Origin of the sequence: Pusillimonas sp. NJUB218 (assembly GCF_003788685.1) — a bacterium.
Lineage (GTDB): Bacteria > Pseudomonadota > Gammaproteobacteria > Burkholderiales > Burkholderiaceae_B > Neopusillimonas.
Genome location: NZ_NQMK01000002.1, coordinates 375,780 through 392,642 on the forward strand (window position 1 = coordinate 375,780; position 16,863 = coordinate 392,642).

Genomic DNA, 16,863 nt, shown 5'->3' on the forward strand with positions numbered 1-16,863 from the left:
CGTCAGGCGCAAACGATGCGCATGCTGTTGGTGCCGCCGTCGTGAGGCGTGTCGCCTCTTGTAATAATGACCCACTCGCCGGTTTGCAATAGTCCTTGTTCGACCAGTACGCGCACGGCAGTATCGCCGATTTCTTCCCAAGCAACGGCATTAGTATCGAACGGGAGCGCGTAGACGCCACGAAACATCGCTACACGGCGTTCGGTGGCTGGGTGAGAGGTATAACAGTAAATGGGCACACCCGACCGGATTCGCGACATGATAAGCGGCGTATGGCCGCTTTCCGTCAGACTGACAATGGCTTTGATGCCATGAAAGTGATTGGCGGCATACATGGCCGACAAGGCAATGGTCTCGTCGCAACGGTTGAAGGTTTCACCGATTCGATGTTTTGACTTGGTTGTGCCGGGCTCTTGTTCGGCACCCAAACAGATTCGGGCCATCGCCGCCACCGCCTCGACAGGATATTGCCCAGCGGCTGATTCGGCCGAAAGCATGACTGCATCGGTATAGTCAAGAACCGCATTGGCAACGTCGGATACTTCAGCGCGTGTTGGCAACCGGCTCGACACCATGGATTCCATCATTTGCGTTGCAGTAATGACAAGTTTATTCAGTGTGCGTGCGTGCAAAATAATGCGTTTCTGGATCCCGGCCAGCCGCGCGTCGCCTACCTCGACGCCAAGATCGCCGCGTGCGACCATGACGCCGTCACTGGCTGCAATCAGGTCATCAAGGGCGGCATCGTCTGCCACGGCTTCGGCACGTTCAATTTTGGCAATGATCCAAGCTCGGCTACCCGCAGCGTCAAGCAACTCGCGTGCCATGGTGATGTCATGTCCGTACCTGGGAAACGATACCGCGACATAATCTAGTTCGAGCTCAGCAATTGTTTTGATGTCAGCTTTGTCTTTTTCTGTGAGGCTTGGGGCAGAGATCCCGCCGCCACGGCGATTAATCCCTTTATTGTTAGATAAAACGCCGCCCTGGGTAATGGTGGTGTAAACCGCATGCTCGTCGACTCGATCGACCCGCAGCACAATACGGCCGTCGTCGAGCAGCAACTCGTCGTCTGGCCGACAGTCGCGAACCAGGCTGGGGTAGTCAATGCCCACAATGGTGTCATCGCCTTCGGTATCGGGATGCAGATTCGATAACGTAAATGTATTGCCTTCGGTCAGGTTGACCTGCTGGTTACGAAATTTGGCAATACGGATTTTTGGGCCTTGAAGGTCGCCCATAATGGCGACACGCCGTTTGTGCTTGGCTGCCAACGACCGAACCAGCTCGGTGCGTTCACGATGATCTTGCGCGCTACCATGCGAAAAATTAAGCCGGGCAACGTCCATGCCCGCCAGGATGAGTTTTTCGATGACTTCAGGAGACGAGCTGGCAGGGCCTAGTGTGGCCACAATTTTGGTACGGCGTTTCTGCATGATCGGGCACTCTGATTAGGCCCGATGGTAAGGATGATTGGTGTTGATGGCCCAAGCACGGTAGAGCTGCTCGGCCAGGACGACCCTGACCATCGGGTGAGGTAACGTCAAGGATGACAGTCGTATCAGGCTATCACACCGTTGCTTCAGTTGGCTATCCAGACCATCGGGGCCACCAATCAAAAACACGACATCCTGTCCGTCAGCACGCCACTTCTGAAGCTCGTCGGCCAGTTTCATCGTGGTCAGGTCCCGGCCATGTTCGTCAAGCGCAATAATTCGAGCGTGACTGGGCAACGCTGCGTCGATGCGTTGCGCTTCGGCTTGCATCATTTGCTGCGGTGTTTTCCCGCTGGTTCTCGGTTCGGGTTTGATTTCGCGCAGTACCAGGGTGCAATCTGCGGGCATACGCTTGGCGTAGTCTTGCCAAGCCTCTTCAACCCAACGAGGCATACGTATGCCCACTGCAGTAACAATAAGTTTCATTCAGTCGATCAAAAAGGGCAGTGGGGTTTTCATGGGGCACCAGATGGGTGTTCACGCCATGGAATGGCGTCCGGAGTATAGCGGATCGTTCTCTGGCAGCAGGGCGTCATGTTCCTGTGCACTGAGTGCGTCAACCCCGACTTGTGTGCTGGATTCGATCGGACGCATAACACGTTCAAGTATAAGCCGTTCAATGGCCGCGAGCTCCGGGCAGTGTCGATCTCTGGGGCGAGCGACATTCACGGGCAAGTCGATCCCAATGCGGCCTGTTTCAATCAGAATGATCCGGTCGGCCACTGATACGGCTTCGCTGATATCGTGTGTGACGAGAACCACAGTAAAACCCTGCCTGGTCCAGAGTTTTTCGATAAGTTGTTGCATTTCAATGCGTGTCAGGGCATCAAGCGCGCCGAGAGGTTCGTCGAGCAGCAACAGGCGTGGTTTGTGGACCAAAGCTCGGGCCAGAGCGATACGTTGGCGTTGTCCCCCAGATAGTGTTGCGGGCCAGTCTTTGGCTCGGTCTTTCAGGCCAACGGCATCCAGGGCGTCCAGCGCCGCCTGCGTGGCTTCAATGGGTAGTCCAAGACGGACATTATCGAGCACCGACTTCCAGGGCAGCAGTCGAGAATCCTGAAACATGAGCCGGACTTGACTCTGACTGGCGTCCAAGGGTTTGCCTTGGTCGTCGTTGATCGTCCCGTGCGTCGTTGCATCAAGCCCCGACAAGAGCCTTAGCAGCGTGCTTTTGCCGCATCCGCTGCGCCCGACAATCGCAACAAATTGTCCGGCAGGTATTTCAAGAGTGATGTCCCGTAGTACGCGTCGCGTGTTAAAGGTTTTCTCGATACCTTGCAGTTCAATTCCTAAGCCGTGCTCTATCGTGTTCATGTCGAAGTCCTTGAAGATGTTTGGAAAGCGGGGTGCCAGTTCAGCCAATGATGTTCCAGTCCACGCGCGAGGGTGTCAGCTGCTTTTCCAAGCAGAGCGTAGGTAAGAATGGCGAAAACGACGATATCGGTTTGTAGAAACTCGCGTGCGTTCATTGCAAGGTACCCGATCCCTGCTGTTGCAGAAATGGTTTCTGCAACGATCAGGGTCAGCCACATTAAGCCGAGTGAAAAGCGGATACCCACCAGGATAGATGGCAGAGCCCCTGGCAAAATGGCGTGTCTGAACAGTTGCCACCCAGATAGACCATAACTGCGCGACATTTCTATCAAGTTTGGATCGACCTGACGGATACCATGGTAGGTGTTGATATAGACTGGGAATAGTGTTCCCAGTGCTACCAGAAAAATCTTGGCACTTTCATCAATACCGAACCAGATGATGACAAGGGGAATCAGAGCCAGGTGAGGTATGTTGCGAATCATTTGCATTGAACTGTCAAGCAACAGTTCGTTGAAGCGCGACACGCCCGTCAAAATACCCATTAGCAAACCCAGGCTGGCGCCGATAGCAAACCCCGCCAGTGCGCGGCCTGTGCTGACAAGCATATGGTTCCATAACTCACCAGAGGCACTGAGGTCCCAACCCGCTTTTAAGACTTCTGTGGGGGCTGGCAAGAGATGTGTCCCGATCAGGCCTGTTGTTACTGCGGTTTCCCAAAGGACCAGTAGCATGACCGGTAGAACCCAGGGCAGGATGGGGGTGAGCCACGATCGATCGAAGGGTGTAGTCTTTGTCATGATTCATAGCCCCGCCAGACGCCATTGATTCAGGTCTACAGGCTGACGAATCAGTTTCTCGTTGAGTAAAAATTGATTGACGTCTTTTAGACCCTCGAGACCTATGGCAGGATATGCGTCGTAGGCAAACTGCGAGATTGGGTGCGACGCCCGGACTACTTCTTCCGTAAAGCCGCTCGCCTTGGCGTGGAATGCATAATACGCATCGGGGTTCTTTCGAATTTCGTCCAGTGCAGATTGTCTGGCGCGAAGTAGCGCGGCAGCAAGTTCTGGTACCCGGTTGAGTGCTTCATCCGACGCTGTGATCAATGATGAGCCGGTCAAGTCTGGATGCCGGCTTGCCTGATCGAGTACAGGAAAGCCTCGTGCAGCGAGTAACGGACCCATGCCGATAGGCGCAGCAAACGCCGCTACGGCTTTTTTCTCAAGCGCAGGCCCGCCATCACGGGGTAGCATATAAACGATCTTTGTCGACTTTAGAATGCCTGCGCCTTTGAGCAGACCAATGACATATCGGTGCATGTAGGACCCCAGCGCGACAGCGACCACTTGTCCTTCGAGCGCCTTGATGCTCGTGACGCCGCCTTGCGGGGTGAGTAACCAGACGTCCATTCCGATCTGATCAAAGCCGATCAGCTTGTTCTTGAGCCCCCGCGAGCGCGCAACCAGGGAAGGGGTATCGCCATAAATGCCGACGTCAACTGATCCTGCCAGGAAAGCTTCATTCAGATCGGGGCCGTTGGCAAATGTGTGTGTGGTGACTGAACGGTAGCCCAAAGGTTCTATTTCACGTAGCAAGTGCCCTTTGGTCAGTGCCCAGCCGCTCACGTTTACCAACTCGGGTGATGGGCCGATATATCCGATTCGCAAAGTAGTTTCTTTTGCTTGGCCAATGCTGAGTCCTGGAACCGCCAAGCTGGCGCCTGCCGCCAGTGCCATCTGAAGGAATGTTCGTCGGCTTCTTAGTTGGTTATCTATTTTGGTCATGTCAATGTGCTCGTAGTAGTAATTCAAAGCTGTGGTCGCGTGCCGCCGTGGATGTTTGCCCTTTGCTCCAGCCAATGGACTTTTTGTAGCTGCCCATTAGCGACTTGAGCTTTTCGTCCTGCGCGTTGACATGGACGGGCTCATCGGCGACAGGTGCGACGTACAAGGCGTCTTCAGGGCAATACAGTTCGCACATGAAGCATGTTTGGCAGTCGTTTTGTCGCGCGATACGCGGGGCTTCTCCCTTAACAATCTCAAAGACGTTGGTGGGGCAGACCTGAACGCAAATATTGCAAGCGGTGCAACGTTCTGCGCTGACGATTTCAATCATGTTGTCTCCAGTTCAACAGGGGGTTGGATGTGGGCTGGCGTTGCGGCCGGGTCGACATGACGATCGATAACCTCTTTTCGGTCGACCCAAAGCTGATGTAGCCCGCCGCAAATAACCCGATGACGTTGCAGCGGGTCAAGTCGGACGTAGTCCCTGCGTCGGTGCATGCCTCGGGTTTCCTGGCGTGACAGTGCGCTTTGATACATCCATCGCGCCGTGGCCAACATGGCTGCGGCCTCGCGGGCTTTAACCAGGTGGGATGCGCTGCCCTGCGGGCTTCCATTTGAAATCTGCGCCCAGAGTGCATCCAGTCGTGTGAGTGATTCGCTCAGTTCGCCACCTTCACGCGCCCAGTTCCGCGCATAAGGGAACACTTCGTCCTGCGTCCGTTTGATGACGTCTTGTGCTGACCAGACGTGGTGATTATTGTGTGGCAGGCCAGCGTGACCGGCGCGCCATAACGATTCTTTGCCGGTTTGAGGTGACTGCTTGCTGAAGTCGGCCGCTCCCGCGCCAGCCCAGAAGCCGGATGACAACGCCCACGCCGCATTATGGCTACCACCTCCGGTAAAGCCTCCGCAGATCAACTCACGCGTTGCAGCGTCACCGGCCGCGTAGAGCCCTGCGACGTTAGTGGCACACTCCTTTGACAGAATGTTCAGGCCGCCGGTGCCGCGAACTGTGCCCTCCAGGCGCAGCGAGACAGGGAAAAAATCTGTGAATGGATTGATTCCGCGCCGATCAAAGGAGACAAAGAAATTCGGTTGGGCCGTACGCATCCAGGTGCGAATCTGCGCATCTGCCCGGTCCAGGCGAGCGAAGACCGGCTGAGTTTGAAGCGTTTGGGCGATCTTGCCGCGCCCGCGCGCTGAGCCCGCACCTTCAATTAGGGTGCCATCTTCGTTGTAGAAGTTAGCCCAGTTATAGAACAGGGACTTGGTGACGGATGAGAATGCAGGTCCCAGCCCGTAAGCGTTCGAAAACTCCATGCCCGACAACTCGGCGCCGGCTTCGGCCGCCATCAATAGCCCATCACCGGTTAGGACATTGCAGCCCAGCGCCCGGCTCAGAAATGCGCACCCTCCGGTTGCGATGACAACCGATTGGGAACGGATGCTCCAGGTATCACCGTTCATACGGTTGATCCCAGTTGCGCCGCCAACTGAACCATCCGCGTGTATCAGCAGCTCGAGTGCGGGATGATGGTCGAGAATCCGGACCCCGTGGGCCTTGGCCTGTTTACGCATCAGGCGCATGTATTCGGGGCCTTGAAGCGATGTCCGTTGAGACTCTCCGAGTTCGTCGACGGGAAAGGGATAGCCCCAATCGGCCAACTGGTGAATGTTCAGCCAAGTCTGTTCAAGAACTCGGTCCATCCACTCATACTCGGCCAGTTTGCCGCCCATTTCGTATCGGCTGGCTTTGGCCTGTTCACGCAGCGTTGTGTCGGGCTTTACATACCACACACCCGTACCTGATGGTGCTGTGGCGCCGGATGTGCCGCAGAATCCTTTGTCGACGAGGATGACACTGCAACCTTTTGTTGCGGCGCTGATAGCGGCCCAGGTACCTGCGGGGCCCCCGCCAATGATCAGTACGTTGGTGTCATAAGTGCGCTGTACGCCACCGGTAAAAGGCGTCAGCTTTCTGGCGTGAGGTGCGTTCATGGAGCCTCCTGATAATCATGCTTGATTGCCTGATCATTCTAGGAAGGAGACTCCAGATCGAGAACGAAGAATTATCTTTAACGTTATAAGGAGCGGGCCAATATGCTTATGTGCGCGCTCTAATTATTCTTCGTCTTCATCAAATGATTGGTCATTATCGGTGGGGTAGTCAGAATGCCCCATCGATTGCGCCAACAGTTTGACTTTGACCGGTTTGCCGCCCCACACTTCTTCGAGGTTGTAATAGCGCCGGATCTCGGGCTGCATGCAGTGGATAACGATATCGCCCAGGTCGAGCAGCACCCATTCGCCGGTCTCTTGGCCTTCGAAAGCAACGATAGGAATTTTTTGCGCACGTGCAGCGTCAGCGACGCTGTTTGCAAGTGCGCGGGTTTGCCGGTTAGATGTGCCGCTGGCGATGATGACGCGGTCAAACATGCTGGTGATGTCGGTGGTGTTGAAGACTTTGATGTCTTGTGCCTTGACGTCTTCCAGGGCATCGATGACGAGGCGTTGTAATTTTTGTAGATTCATGTGCAGTAGATATGAGGGTTGACGATAGCGGTATCGTCACGATTGATAGAGGCGGTGTTGTTTTATATATTGTTCAACGGCGGGGTCTACAAATGCATCAATAGCCGTTTCAGAAACTATGGCGTTGCGGATGGCTGTTGCTGAAACAGACATGGGCTCGAAGGTCAGTTCGATAATCGGCTTCTTCAGGGCGTCGAGGAGGTACTGCAACGGAGCGGGCGCCTCGAGGGCCGTGCCTGGTCGATTTGCCACCACCAGGTGTACATAGATCAGGATATCTTCCCACCGGTGCCAAGAGCAAAAATTGGCCAGTTGGTCGGTGCCCAGCACCCAAAAATACTGGGCATCGCGAGGCAGGCTTTCGAGCGTGTCGATGGTATAGGTTTTCCCTCCGCGCTCGATTTCTATGGGGTTGACGACAAGTTTGGGCTGCGCTCGTATGGCCAGCTCGAGCATGTCGCAACGTTGACGGGCCGTCGCTTTAAGTGGTGCCCGTTGCCAAGGGTCTGCCGCAGGGATTAACTGGACTTCATCTAGCAGAAGGCTGTCGCGGGCGGTCGCGGCCAGGGCAATGTGCGCCCTGTGCACCGGGTCGAAGCTGCCACCGAGAAGTCCAATTTTTTTTAGAGCCATTCGCGTGGTTTAAGGTAGGGCGCCAATGCTGCCTCGGGTGTTCCGGGCTCGGGCGCCCAGTTGTAGCGCCAGGTTGCCAACGGCGGCATCGACAACAAAATGGATTCAGTTCTACCCCCCGACTGTAAACCAAACAAGGTGCCGCGGTCGAATACCAGGTTGAATTCTACATATCGGCCTCGACGGTAGGCCTGAAAATCACGTTCGCGCTCGCCGTATTCCAGGTGTCTGCGTTTTTCGACAATTGGCATGTAGGCATCAAGAAAGCAGTTGCCTACCGATTGCACCAGTGCAAAGCTCTGGTCGAAACCGGCTTCGTTCAGGTCGTCGAAGAAAATGCCGCCCACCCCGCGGGTTTCATTGCGATGCTTTAAATAAAAATACTGGTCGCACCACGTTTTGTAGGCAGGGTATTTGTCGTCACCGAAAGGTTTGAGGGCGTCGGCACACACCTGGTGAAAATGCCGGGCGTCTTCTTCGAAAGGGTAGTAGGGCGTCAGATCGAGCCCGCCGCCAAACCAGAAGACGTCATCGCCTTGACTGTTTTCAGGGGCCCGCGCCACAAACATCCGCACATTCATGTGAGTGGTCGGAATATACGGGTTGCGGGGATGCAAAACCATAGAAACGCCCATGGCTTCCCAGGCACGCCCGGCTAGTTCGGGCCGGTGTGCGCTAGCCGAGGGAGGGAGTGTTTTACCTTGAACGTGGCTGAACAAGACGCCCGCACGCTCGAGCAAGGGGCCGCCTTCCAGGAGTCGTGACAAACCGCCGCCGCCTTCCTCACGGGTCCAGCTGTCGGATTGAAACGGCGTACCATCTGCCGCCTCGAGGGCGGCGACAATACGCGATTGCAAGTCGATGAAGTAATCGTAGGCGGTAGAAACAGGAACGACCATAAAAATTGACCTTGATGATAAGGTTTGCCCGCCGCATTGAATGCAGCGGGCTGCAGCCGGTTATTCGGCTTCGCGGGGCAGGGCGCGCCAACCGATGTCGGAACGGTATTGCCGCCCGTCGAATTGCACGTGGTGTACGGCCTGATAAGCGGCCTCTTGGGCGCGTTTTACCGATTCGCCCAGCGCGGTGACGCACAGCACGCGCCCACCGGTGGTTTTAAGCGTGCCGTTGTCGAGCGCGGTGCCGGCATGGAATACGCGACAGGTATCGGTATTTTGCGGCAGGTTGCTGATGACGTCGCCCGTGCGCGGTGTCGCAGGGTAGTTGTGCGCAGCGACAACAACGCCCAACGCGGTGCGGCGGTCCCACTCGATGACGGCTTCTTCAAGGCTGCCATTGACGGCATGTTCGAACACGGTGGCCAGATCGCTTTTGATGCGCATCATGATGGGCTGGGTTTCGGGGTCGCCCATGCGGCAGTTGTATTCGAGCACCTTGATGGGACGTGTCGCATCAGGCCCGTCGCCGATCATGAGGCCGGCATATAAAAAGCCGGTGTAGGGAATGCCGTCTTTAGCCATGCCCTGCAGGGTAGGCTGAATGACTTCACGCATGATCCGGTTATGCAACGCCGGCGTGACGATAGGCGCAGGAGAATACGCACCCATGCCGCCGGTGTTGGGGCCCTGATCGTTATCGAGCAAGCGCTTGTGATCTTGGCTGGTAGCCATGGCCAACACTTGCTGGTCGTCGCACATCACCATAAAGCTGGCTTCTTCGCCCACCAGGCACTCTTCAATGACGACGCGTGCACCGGCCTCGCCCAGGGTGCCGCCACCCAACATGTTGTCTATGGCATCCAGCGCTTCTTGCACGGTTTCGGCAACAACAACGCCTTTGCCGGCAGCCAGGCCGTCGGCCTTGACAACGATGGGCGCACCTTGCGCTTCGATGTAGGCTTTGGCTTTGGCCGGATCAGTAAATGTTTGATAGGCAGCCGTCGGGATGTGATGACGCATCATGAAGGCTTTGGCGTAATCTTTTGAGCTTTCGAGTTGTGCTGCTTGGCGCGTCGGCCCGAAAATTTTCAGACCGGCAGCGCGGAACGCGTCGACAATACCCGCCGCCAGCGGTGCTTCGGGCCCGACCACTGTATAGGCAATGGCTTCGCGTTTGGCAAAGTCCACCAGGGCGCTGTGGTCGGTCAGGGCAATGTTTTCGAGCAGCTCGGTGGTAGCCGTGCCGCCATTACCCGGCGCGACAAATACCTTTTCTACGCGTTCGGACTGTGCCAAGCGCCAGGCGATGGCGTGTTCGCGGCCACCACCGCCAATGACTAGAAGTTTCATAGTTTTAATTTGACCGGAAGTTAATCAGTTTCGTTGAAGACGGCTGTGGTGTAGACCTGTTGAACATCGTCCAGACCCTCGAGCATGTCGATCATTTTTTGCATTTTCTCGGCGTCATCCCCTGTCAGTTCGGTCTCGTTCAGGGGCTTCATGACGATTTCTTCGAGTTCTGGGGACAGGCCGGCATCGGTGAAGGCCGTTTTGACGGCCGCGTAGACGGCAGGTTCGCAGGTGACTTCGATCATGCCGTCGTCATCGGTTTCGATGTCCTCGGCGCCCGCTTCAAGCGCGGCCTCCATGACTTTTTCTTCGGAGGTGCCGGGGGCGAATAAAAATTGCCCGCAGTGCTTGAACTGGAAAGCCACAGAGCCTTCGACGCCCAAATTGCCGCCATTTTTCGATAAGGCGTGACGCACTTCGGCGACAGTACGCATGCGGTTGTCGGTCATGCAGTCGATGATGACAGCCGCGCCGCCAACCCCGTAGCCTTCGTAGCGGATTTCCTCGTAGTTGGAGTCGTCTCCGCCGCCTGTGCCTCGGGTAATGGCCCGCACGATATTGTCTTTGGGCATGTTGGCCGCTGTGGCTTTGTCCCAGGCCAAACGCAAACGCGGATTGGCGTCGGGGTCGGGGCCGCCGGCGCGCGCCGCAACGGTGATCTCGCGGATGATTTTTGTCCAGATTTTGCCCCGTTTGGCGTCTTGACGCCCTTTACGGTGCTGAATATTTGCCCATTTACTGTGTCCGGCCATATGCGTGATCTGTGGTTCGTCTGAATAAAGATTATGATTTTAACGCGTTCAAACAACTCTCAAGGTAACCCTCATGGCTGATCCTATAGTTCTGGGCAAAAATGCCGAAACCGAGGTGCGGTTGCTACCCGCATTGGCCAACCGTCACGGCTGCATTACGGGGGCTACCGGTACCGGTAAAACCGTTACGTTGCAGGTCATGGCGCAGGCTTTTTCGCAAGCTGGGGTGCCGGTATTCCTGGCCGATGTCAAAGGCGATCTCAGTGGTATTTCGCAGGCGGCACAATCTAACCCCAAACTTCAAGAGCGCTTGAGCCGCTTGGGTTTGCCTGAACCGGTGTGGGGTGGTTGCCCGGTTACGTTTTGGGATGTCTTCGGTGAAAAAGGGCATCCGGTTCGCGCCACGGTATCTGATATGGGTCCGCTTTTGCTGGCCCGCATGCTCGAACTTAACGATACCCAAGAAGGCATCCTGAATCTGGTGTTCAAGGTGGCTGATGACGAAGGGCAGTTACTGCTCGACTTGAAAGACTTGCGCGCTATGCTGCAGAACGTCGCCGACCGAGCGGCCGAAATCCGTACCCGCTACGGTAATGTGTCTGCAGCTTCTGTCGGCGCAATTCAGCGCAGCCTGTTGCGACTCGAGTCTCAGGGCGCCGAGCGGTTCTTTGGCGAGCCTATGCTCGATATACACGATCTGATCCGCGTCAACGAAAAGGGCCAAGGCGTTGTCAATATTCTGGCGGCCGATCGCCTGATGCAATCGCCGCGACTGTACGGCGTGTTCTTGCTATGGATGCTGGCCGAGCTTTACGAAACCTTGCCCGAAGTCGGCGACCTTGAGAAACCCAAATTTGTGTTTTTCTTTGATGAGGCCCATTTGTTGTTTTCCGACGCGCCCCGTGCGCTTGTCGAGAAAATCGAACAGGTTGCACGCTTGGTGCGCTCAAAGGCCGTGGGGGTCTATTTTGTGACGCAGAACCCGCTGGATATTCCAGAAACCATATTGGGACAGCTGGGCAATCGAGTGCAACATGCTTTGCGCGCATTTACGCCGCGCGACCAGAAGGCGGTTCGGTCGGCGGCACAAACCATGCGGACGAACCCTGCGCTCGATATTGAGGCGGCCATTACCGAGTTGGGGGTGGGCGAGGCGCTGGTGTCGGTGCTCGACGAGAAAGGCCGCCCCACCGTGACTGAACGCGTCTGGATGGTCGCGCCCGGAAGTCGCATTGGTCCGGCCACTGACGCCGAGCGCGCAGCCATTCAGGCGGCATCATTGCTAGGGGGCAAGTATGACAAGGCCGTCGATCGTGAGTCGGCCTACGAAGTACTGCTTGAACGCACTAATCAGGGCGTCGCCGATGCTGTCGCTGAAAAAAATGGCGCTGGCGGGCAAGACAGCGGTGTTGTCGGTGCGGTCAGCGACTTTTTGTTTGGCAGCACCGGCCCGCGTGGTGGCCGTCGAGATGGCGTGGTGCAGTCGGTGGCCAAAAGCATGGTCAGGCGAGCCGCCACGCAGTTACTGCGCGGCGTGCTGGGCTCGCTGACCGGACGTCGTTAGTCTTCCAGGTGATAACGCTGCACGCGCTCGACTTCGTTTTTAGAGCCCAAAATGACACCGATGCGCTGGTGCAGCCCGTCGGGGATGGCGTCAAGAATGCGCTGGTCACCGTCAATTGCAGCGCCACCGGCTTGTTCGACCAGAAAGCTCATGGGGTTGGCTTCGTACATCAGGCGAAGCTTGCCTTTTTTGCCTGATGCACGTGCGTCTCGCGGGTACATAAAAATGCCGCCGCGCGTCATGATGCGGTGAACATCGGCCACCATCGAGGCGATCCAGCGCATGTTGTAGTCTTTGCCCAAGGGGCCCGTTTTACCGGCAAGGCAGTCGTCGATGTAACGCTTGACCGGCGGTTCCCAGTGGCGCATGTTCGACATATTGATTGCGAATTCGGCGGTGTCTTCCGGGATGCGCATGCTTTCTGATGTCAGCACCCACGACCCCATTTCACGGTCGAGCGTGAAGCCTACAACGCCGGTACCCACCGTAAGCACCAGCATGCTTTGCGGGCCATATACGGCGTAACCGGCAGCGACCTGGCGGCTGCCTGGCTGCAGAAAGTCTTTTTCTTCAATGTCGCGGCCGGCCGCATCGGCGGGCGCCTGCAGCACCGAGAAAATTGTCCCGATAGATACGTTGACGTCGATGTTTGACGAACCGTCGAGGGGATCGAACAACAGGAGGTATTCGCCTTTGGGGTAACGGTGCGGAATTCGGTGGATGGTCTCCATCTCTTCCGAGGCCATGGCGGCCAAATGGCCGCCCCATTCGTTGGCTTCGAGCAGAATTTCGTTCGACATGACATCGAGTTTCTTTTGGACTTCGCCTTGGACGTTTTCGCTTTCAAGGCTGCCAAGGACACCACCCAATGCGCCTTTACCAACAGCATGGCTAATGGCTTTGCAAGCGCGGGCAACCGTTTCGATCAAGAGGCGAACCTCTGCGGATACGGCGCCTTTAAGGCGTTGTTGTTCGACCAGGTACTGGGTCAGGGTTTTGCGTTTCACAGCGTGCTCCTGTGTGATTGAGAGTGTTTGTTATGCAATGCCAGGGTTGTGCGGCGAGTTAAAGGGTTAGCGCCTTCGAGATAATTTCGTAAACGTTGCGCGACAGCGAGGGCCTTTGCATTATCTTTTCGAGCTGAAGCTTGATGGCTTGGCGCTCTTTGGGAACAAGTCGTGCCCAGTGATCGAAGGCACGCGCCAGCCTTGCGGCGATTTCAGGGTTGATCTGGTCCAGTGCAATGACCTGTTCAGCCCAGAAAGCATAGCCCGCTTCGCAGTAAACGCCCTGAATGTTGTTCAGGCAAAACTGGAATACAAGCGACCGGGCGCGATTCGGGTTGCGTAATGTAAACGCCGGGTGGGCCATCAGGGCCTGGATATCGGCAACTGTCGTGCTTGAGGCGGTTGCTTGCAGCGCAAACCAGCGATCTATGACGAGCGGATTGGCTTGCCATTGATCGTAGAAGTGGGCCAGTACGCGGGCCTTGACGTCGTCGGGGGCGTGATTGACCAATGGCGTCAGCCCCCCCATGCGGTCGGTCATGTTGTCGGCGTCGTAATATTGGCGCTCGGCACGCGCTAGCGCGCCCGTTACCGTCGCCGCGACCAAGTAGGTCAAGGCACTGTTTTTCAGTGCCCGGGCGCCCGCCGATGCGGCGTCGGGACGGTAGTCTTGCCCATCCAAAGCAGCACACATGTTGTCGTACAGCGTTTGCCAGGTGTCCTGCAGCGTCTCGCCCAAGTATTGGCGTAGCGCCCGTCGGGCCTGCGCTAGCGCGGGCGGGTCGATAGGCGACATTTTTTCTAGCAGAACGCGTTCTGAGGGCAGCGAAAAGACGCGTGCTTTGTAAGCCGGGCTGAGCGATGCATCGTTTGCGATGTCGGCCCAGGTAGCGGCCAGCAGGTCGGTGGCGGCTTTTGTCGTGTTGCTTTGACCTTGCTTGCTGGCCATGGCAAGCAAGCAGCGGGTGGCTAGGCTTTGCCCGGCTTCCCAGCGCGAGAACGGCTCGGGGTCTTTTCTGGCCAGCAAGGCCAGCTCTTCATCGGTGTAGTTGTATTCAACGATGACGGGTGCCGAGAAGTTGCGCAGTAGCGACGGAACCGGCCGTTGAGCGATATTCTTGAATACCCAGGTTTGTGTGGTTTGGGTGAGGTCAAGAACGAGCGTTTCGCCCTTCAGACCGTCGGTTTCGAGCAAAACGGGGCTGCCGTCGGCACCCAGCAGGCCTAATGCAAATGGGATATGCAGCGGTGGTTTTGCCACTGCGGGGTTTTGTAATTTTTCGACGCCGACGGGGTCGCATCGTTGGCTCAGGGTCAGCACGCATTGTGCGGCCTGGGCATCGTGTTTGAGGTCGACGCTTACGCGAGGGGTTCCTGCTTGTGCGTACCAGCGTCGAAACGTCGTCAGGTCTTTGCCGGGCGCTAACTGACGGTAGACGCTATCCATGGCATTGACAAAATCGTCGCAGGTGACTGCTTGCCCGTCATGGCGACGGAAGTACTCGGCCATCCCCGCCTGAAAGCCGGACTCGCCCAACAGTGTGTGCTGCATCCGGATGACTTCAGCGCCTTTTTCGTAGACGGTGGCAGTATAAAAATTGCCGATTTCTTGGTAGCTGTCGGGGCGAACCGGGTGCGCCATCGGGCCGGCGTCTTCAGGGAACTGCGCGGTACGCAAGGCCGTGACGTCGTCGATACGTTTGACGGTTCTGGCACTCAGGGCTGCGTTGTCGGGTAACCCGCGCGCCATCATGTCTGCCGAGAACTCTTGGTCGCGAAATACCGTCAGCCCTTCTTTTAACGAGAGTTGGAACCAGTCACGGCAGGTGATCCGGTTGCCTGTCCAGTTATGAAAGTACTCGTGTCCAATGACGCTTTCTATGGCTTCGAAGCTGGCGTCGGTGGCCGTTTGGGCGTCGGCCAGGACATAAGCCGAATTGAAAATATTTAGCCCTTTGTTTTCCATGGCTCCCATGTTGAAGTCGCGTGCAGCGACGATCATGAAACGGTCCAGGTCAAGTTCAAGGTTGAAGCGGCTTTCGTCCCAGAGTACCGAACGTTCGAGGCAGTCGAGCGCCCATGCGGTTCGGGGGTAGTCGCCCTTGTCGCAGTAGACCTGAAGTAGTGCCTGACGGCCGCTACGGGTGGTGATGGTTTTTTCGCGGCAGTCGAAGTCACCGGCCACCAGGGCAAACAGGTAGCTTGGTTTGGGGTGTGGGTCTTCCCAGGTCGCCTCGTGACGCCCGTCGGATAGCGGTTGTTCTTGCAGTAAATTGCCGTTGGAAAGCAAGTGAGGAAACTGTGTTTTGTCGGCCCGCAGGGTGACGGTGTAGCGTGACATCACGTCGGGTCGGTCTGCAAACCAAGTGATTCGTCGGAAACCTTCGGCCTCGCACTGGGTGAACAGGCTGTGCCCTGACTGGTACAAGCCCATTAATGACGTGTTTTCGGCGGGGCGGCACGTACTGATAATTTCCAGGGTAAATGCGGGCTTGTCTGGATGCAGCGTGAGCTGATGGTCGTCCAGTTGATAGTCTTCGGGCGACAGGAGGCGGCCGTCAATACGGATCGATATCAAGCTTAGCGCCTCGCCGTTCAAGACAAGTGGCGCAGCTTCGGGGTGAATGCGCTCTACGGTCAGGCGGCTATGTACTTGCGTCAAGTCGGGAGCAAGGTCGAAGGCCAGGTCGACCGTCGGAATGCGGAAAGGGTAGGGCAAGTAGTCTTGCCGCAGAATGGTGGGTGCTGTGTCAGTACGCATAGTTGTAAACCTGTTGGGTGAACCGCACAATGTAACGCAGTGTTTACGCTGCAGACGCAGCTAAAAGTGTATTGTAATGTTTGGGTCGTTATACAACTTGCAGGGCAGGTGTCATCATGCGTTTTACGTTATTTCGGGCCTTCTGGGCCCGCTTTCTGGCCGTGTTTGCAGGCGTGCTGTTGTTGGGCGGTTGCGCGTCCACTTTGTCTGCGCGTGTCACCACATATGCTCAGTGGCCGGCCGATGTACAAGGTCAGTATTATCGGTTGCAGTCTCAGCCGGGCCAGCAAAACAATCTTGAATACCAGGCTTATGCCGATATGGTCAGGGCGTCGGCTGGTCGTACTGGGTTAATAGAAGCGACGGGTAGTCAGGTTGCCCGCTTTGAGATCTCGTTCACGTATCAGAATCCGGTCAGTCAGACCTGGGTGCAGCAGTATGCCGACCCTTATTTCGGGCCGCCAATGTACCCGTGGGGTGGTTATTACGGCGGGAACTTTGGGTTTGGGGGTGGTGTGTTTTATTCGCCGCCGGTTGTCAATGTACCGGTGACTGTTTATAAAAACACATTGACGTTGGTCATTAAAGACAAAACCCGTGACGGTGCCGAGGTATATCGGTCGACTGCAGTCAGTATGTCGTCTGAAGATAATCTGAATCAGGTCATGCCGTATCTGGTGCGTGCCATATTTGACGGGTTTCCGGCTAATAATGGCAGTACCCGCGATATTTCATACGAGATATCGCGGTAGGTTGGCGCCGCTGACG

Annotated in this window: 16 protein-coding genes; 2 read left to right on the forward strand and 14 right to left on the reverse strand. The window is 56.4% G+C overall.

What is annotated here, in order from left to right; genetic code table 11:
- Positions 1-2 precede the first annotated feature (2 nt).
- The 12 genes from pyk to CHR62_RS04365 all read right to left on the reverse strand — a co-directional run bounded on the left by pyk (position 3) and on the right by CHR62_RS04365 (position 10,763).
- On the reverse strand, positions 3-1,436 hold the full coding sequence (pyk, locus tag CHR62_RS04310; protein ID WP_123660119.1) for a pyruvate kinase: 1,434 nt from the start codon (positions 1,434-1,436) through the stop codon (positions 3-5).
- A 15-nt stretch (positions 1,437-1,451) separates the two neighbouring features.
- On the reverse strand, positions 1,452-1,922 hold the full coding sequence (gene rlmH, locus CHR62_RS04315; protein WP_093971357.1) for a 23S rRNA (pseudouridine(1915)-N(3))-methyltransferase RlmH: 471 nt from the start codon (positions 1,920-1,922) through the stop codon (positions 1,452-1,454).
- A gap of 51 nt (positions 1,923-1,973) precedes the next feature.
- Positions 1,974-2,810 (reverse strand): ATP-binding cassette domain-containing protein, encoded by an 837-nt coding sequence (locus CHR62_RS04320; RefSeq protein ID WP_093971356.1) that lies wholly within the window; start codon positions 2,808-2,810, stop codon positions 1,974-1,976.
- Positions 2,807-3,610 (reverse strand): aliphatic sulfonate ABC transporter permease SsuC, encoded by an 804-nt coding sequence (gene ssuC / locus CHR62_RS04325; RefSeq protein WP_123660120.1) that lies wholly within the window; start codon positions 3,608-3,610, stop codon positions 2,807-2,809. The genes CHR62_RS04320 and ssuC overlap by 4 nt, the downstream gene beginning before the upstream one ends.
- Before the next feature lie 3 nt (positions 3,611-3,613).
- Positions 3,614-4,597 (reverse strand): ABC transporter substrate-binding protein, encoded by a 984-nt coding sequence (locus CHR62_RS04330; protein ID WP_123660121.1) that lies wholly within the window; start codon positions 4,595-4,597, stop codon positions 3,614-3,616.
- A gap of 1 nt (position 4,598) precedes the next feature.
- A complete protein-coding gene (locus CHR62_RS04335) occupies positions 4,599-4,928 on the reverse strand; it encodes a 4Fe-4S binding protein (protein ID WP_123660122.1) in 330 nt (109 codons plus the stop codon).
- Positions 4,925-6,595 (reverse strand): FAD-dependent oxidoreductase, encoded by a 1,671-nt coding sequence (locus CHR62_RS04340; RefSeq protein ID WP_123660123.1) that lies wholly within the window; start codon positions 6,593-6,595, stop codon positions 4,925-4,927. Before CHR62_RS04340 ends, CHR62_RS04335 begins: the two co-directional genes overlap by 4 nt.
- 123 nt (positions 6,596-6,718) lie before the next feature.
- A complete protein-coding gene (gene rsfS, locus CHR62_RS04345; protein WP_093971351.1) occupies positions 6,719-7,129 on the reverse strand; it encodes a ribosome silencing factor in 411 nt (136 codons plus the stop codon).
- 36 nt (positions 7,130-7,165) lie between these two features.
- The gene (nadD, locus tag CHR62_RS04350) at positions 7,166-7,762 is read right to left on the reverse strand and encodes a nicotinate (nicotinamide) nucleotide adenylyltransferase (protein ID WP_093971350.1); all 597 of its coding nucleotides are present in this window, start codon (positions 7,760-7,762) and stop codon (positions 7,166-7,168) included.
- Positions 7,753-8,661, reverse strand: coding sequence for an oxygen-dependent coproporphyrinogen oxidase (gene hemF, locus CHR62_RS04355; protein ID WP_093971349.1), 909 nt, complete (start codon positions 8,659-8,661; stop codon positions 7,753-7,755). The genes nadD and hemF overlap by 10 nt, the downstream gene beginning before the upstream one ends.
- Before the next feature lie 60 nt (positions 8,662-8,721).
- Positions 8,722-10,011, reverse strand: coding sequence for a phosphoribosylamine--glycine ligase (gene purD / locus CHR62_RS04360; protein WP_093971348.1), 1,290 nt, complete (start codon positions 10,009-10,011; stop codon positions 8,722-8,724).
- A 20-nt stretch (positions 10,012-10,031) separates the two neighbouring features.
- Entirely contained in the window at positions 10,032-10,763 is a 732-nt protein-coding gene (locus CHR62_RS04365) for a YebC/PmpR family DNA-binding transcriptional regulator (RefSeq protein ID WP_093971347.1), read from the reverse strand.
- A 73-nt stretch (positions 10,764-10,836) separates the two neighbouring features.
- On the opposite strand from CHR62_RS04365, the gene CHR62_RS04370 reads away from it, so the two are divergent.
- Positions 10,837-12,327, forward strand: coding sequence for a helicase HerA-like C-terminal domain-containing protein (locus CHR62_RS04370; RefSeq protein WP_123660124.1), 1,491 nt, complete (start codon positions 10,837-10,839; stop codon positions 12,325-12,327).
- On the opposite strand, the gene CHR62_RS04375 is transcribed toward CHR62_RS04370, so the two are convergent.
- Positions 12,324-13,334: a class 1 fructose-bisphosphatase gene (locus tag CHR62_RS04375; RefSeq protein WP_093971345.1), complete on the reverse strand. Its 1,011-nt coding sequence runs from the start codon at positions 13,332-13,334 to the stop codon at positions 12,324-12,326. The genes CHR62_RS04370 and CHR62_RS04375 overlap by 4 nt on opposite strands.
- A 58-nt stretch (positions 13,335-13,392) precedes the next feature.
- Positions 13,393-16,095: an aminopeptidase N gene (gene pepN / locus CHR62_RS04380; RefSeq protein WP_123660125.1), complete on the reverse strand. Its 2,703-nt coding sequence runs from the start codon at positions 16,093-16,095 to the stop codon at positions 13,393-13,395.
- A gap of 116 nt (positions 16,096-16,211) precedes the next feature.
- Here pepN and CHR62_RS04385 point away from each other — a divergent pair, with 116 nt between their 5' ends.
- Positions 16,212-16,847: a DUF4136 domain-containing protein gene (locus tag CHR62_RS04385; protein WP_093971343.1), complete on the forward strand. Its 636-nt coding sequence runs from the start codon at positions 16,212-16,214 to the stop codon at positions 16,845-16,847.
- Positions 16,848-16,863: the final 16 nt, after the last annotated feature.

Excerpts from the sequence above, each read along its gene's own strand:
- pyk (WP_123660119.1), bottom strand. The coding sequence starts at position 1,436 with ATGCAGAAACGCCGTACCAAAATTGTGGCCACACTAGGCCCTGCCAGC.
- rlmH (WP_093971357.1), bottom strand. The coding sequence starts at position 1,922 with ATGAAACTTATTGTTACTGCAGTGGGCATACGTATGCCTCGTTGGGTT.
- CHR62_RS04320 (WP_093971356.1), bottom strand. The coding sequence starts at position 2,810 with ATGAACACGATAGAGCACGGCTTAGGAATTGAACTGCAAGGTATCGAG.
- ssuC (WP_123660120.1), bottom strand. The coding sequence starts at position 3,610 with ATGACAAAGACTACACCCTTCGATCGATCGTGGCTCACCCCCATCCTG.
- CHR62_RS04330 (WP_123660121.1), bottom strand. The coding sequence starts at position 4,597 with ATGACCAAAATAGATAACCAACTAAGAAGCCGACGAACATTCCTTCAG.
- CHR62_RS04335 (WP_123660122.1), bottom strand. The coding sequence starts at position 4,928 with ATGATTGAAATCGTCAGCGCAGAACGTTGCACCGCTTGCAATATTTGC.
- CHR62_RS04340 (WP_123660123.1), bottom strand. The coding sequence starts at position 6,595 with ATGAACGCACCTCACGCCAGAAAGCTGACGCCTTTTACCGGTGGCGTA.
- rsfS (WP_093971351.1), bottom strand. The coding sequence starts at position 7,129 with ATGAATCTACAAAAATTACAACGCCTCGTCATCGATGCCCTGGAAGAC.
- nadD (WP_093971350.1), bottom strand. The coding sequence starts at position 7,762 with ATGGCTCTAAAAAAAATTGGACTTCTCGGTGGCAGCTTCGACCCGGTG.
- hemF (WP_093971349.1), bottom strand. The coding sequence starts at position 8,661 with ATGGTCGTTCCTGTTTCTACCGCCTACGATTACTTCATCGACTTGCAA.
- purD (WP_093971348.1), bottom strand. The coding sequence starts at position 10,011 with ATGAAACTTCTAGTCATTGGCGGTGGTGGCCGCGAACACGCCATCGCC.
- CHR62_RS04365 (WP_093971347.1), bottom strand. The coding sequence starts at position 10,763 with ATGGCCGGACACAGTAAATGGGCAAATATTCAGCACCGTAAAGGGCGT.
- CHR62_RS04370 (WP_123660124.1), top strand. The coding sequence starts at position 10,837 with ATGGCTGATCCTATAGTTCTGGGCAAAAATGCCGAAACCGAGGTGCGG.
- pepN (WP_123660125.1), bottom strand. The coding sequence starts at position 16,095 with ATGCGTACTGACACAGCACCCACCATTCTGCGGCAAGACTACTTGCCC.
- CHR62_RS04385 (WP_093971343.1), top strand. The coding sequence starts at position 16,212 with ATGCGTTTTACGTTATTTCGGGCCTTCTGGGCCCGCTTTCTGGCCGTG.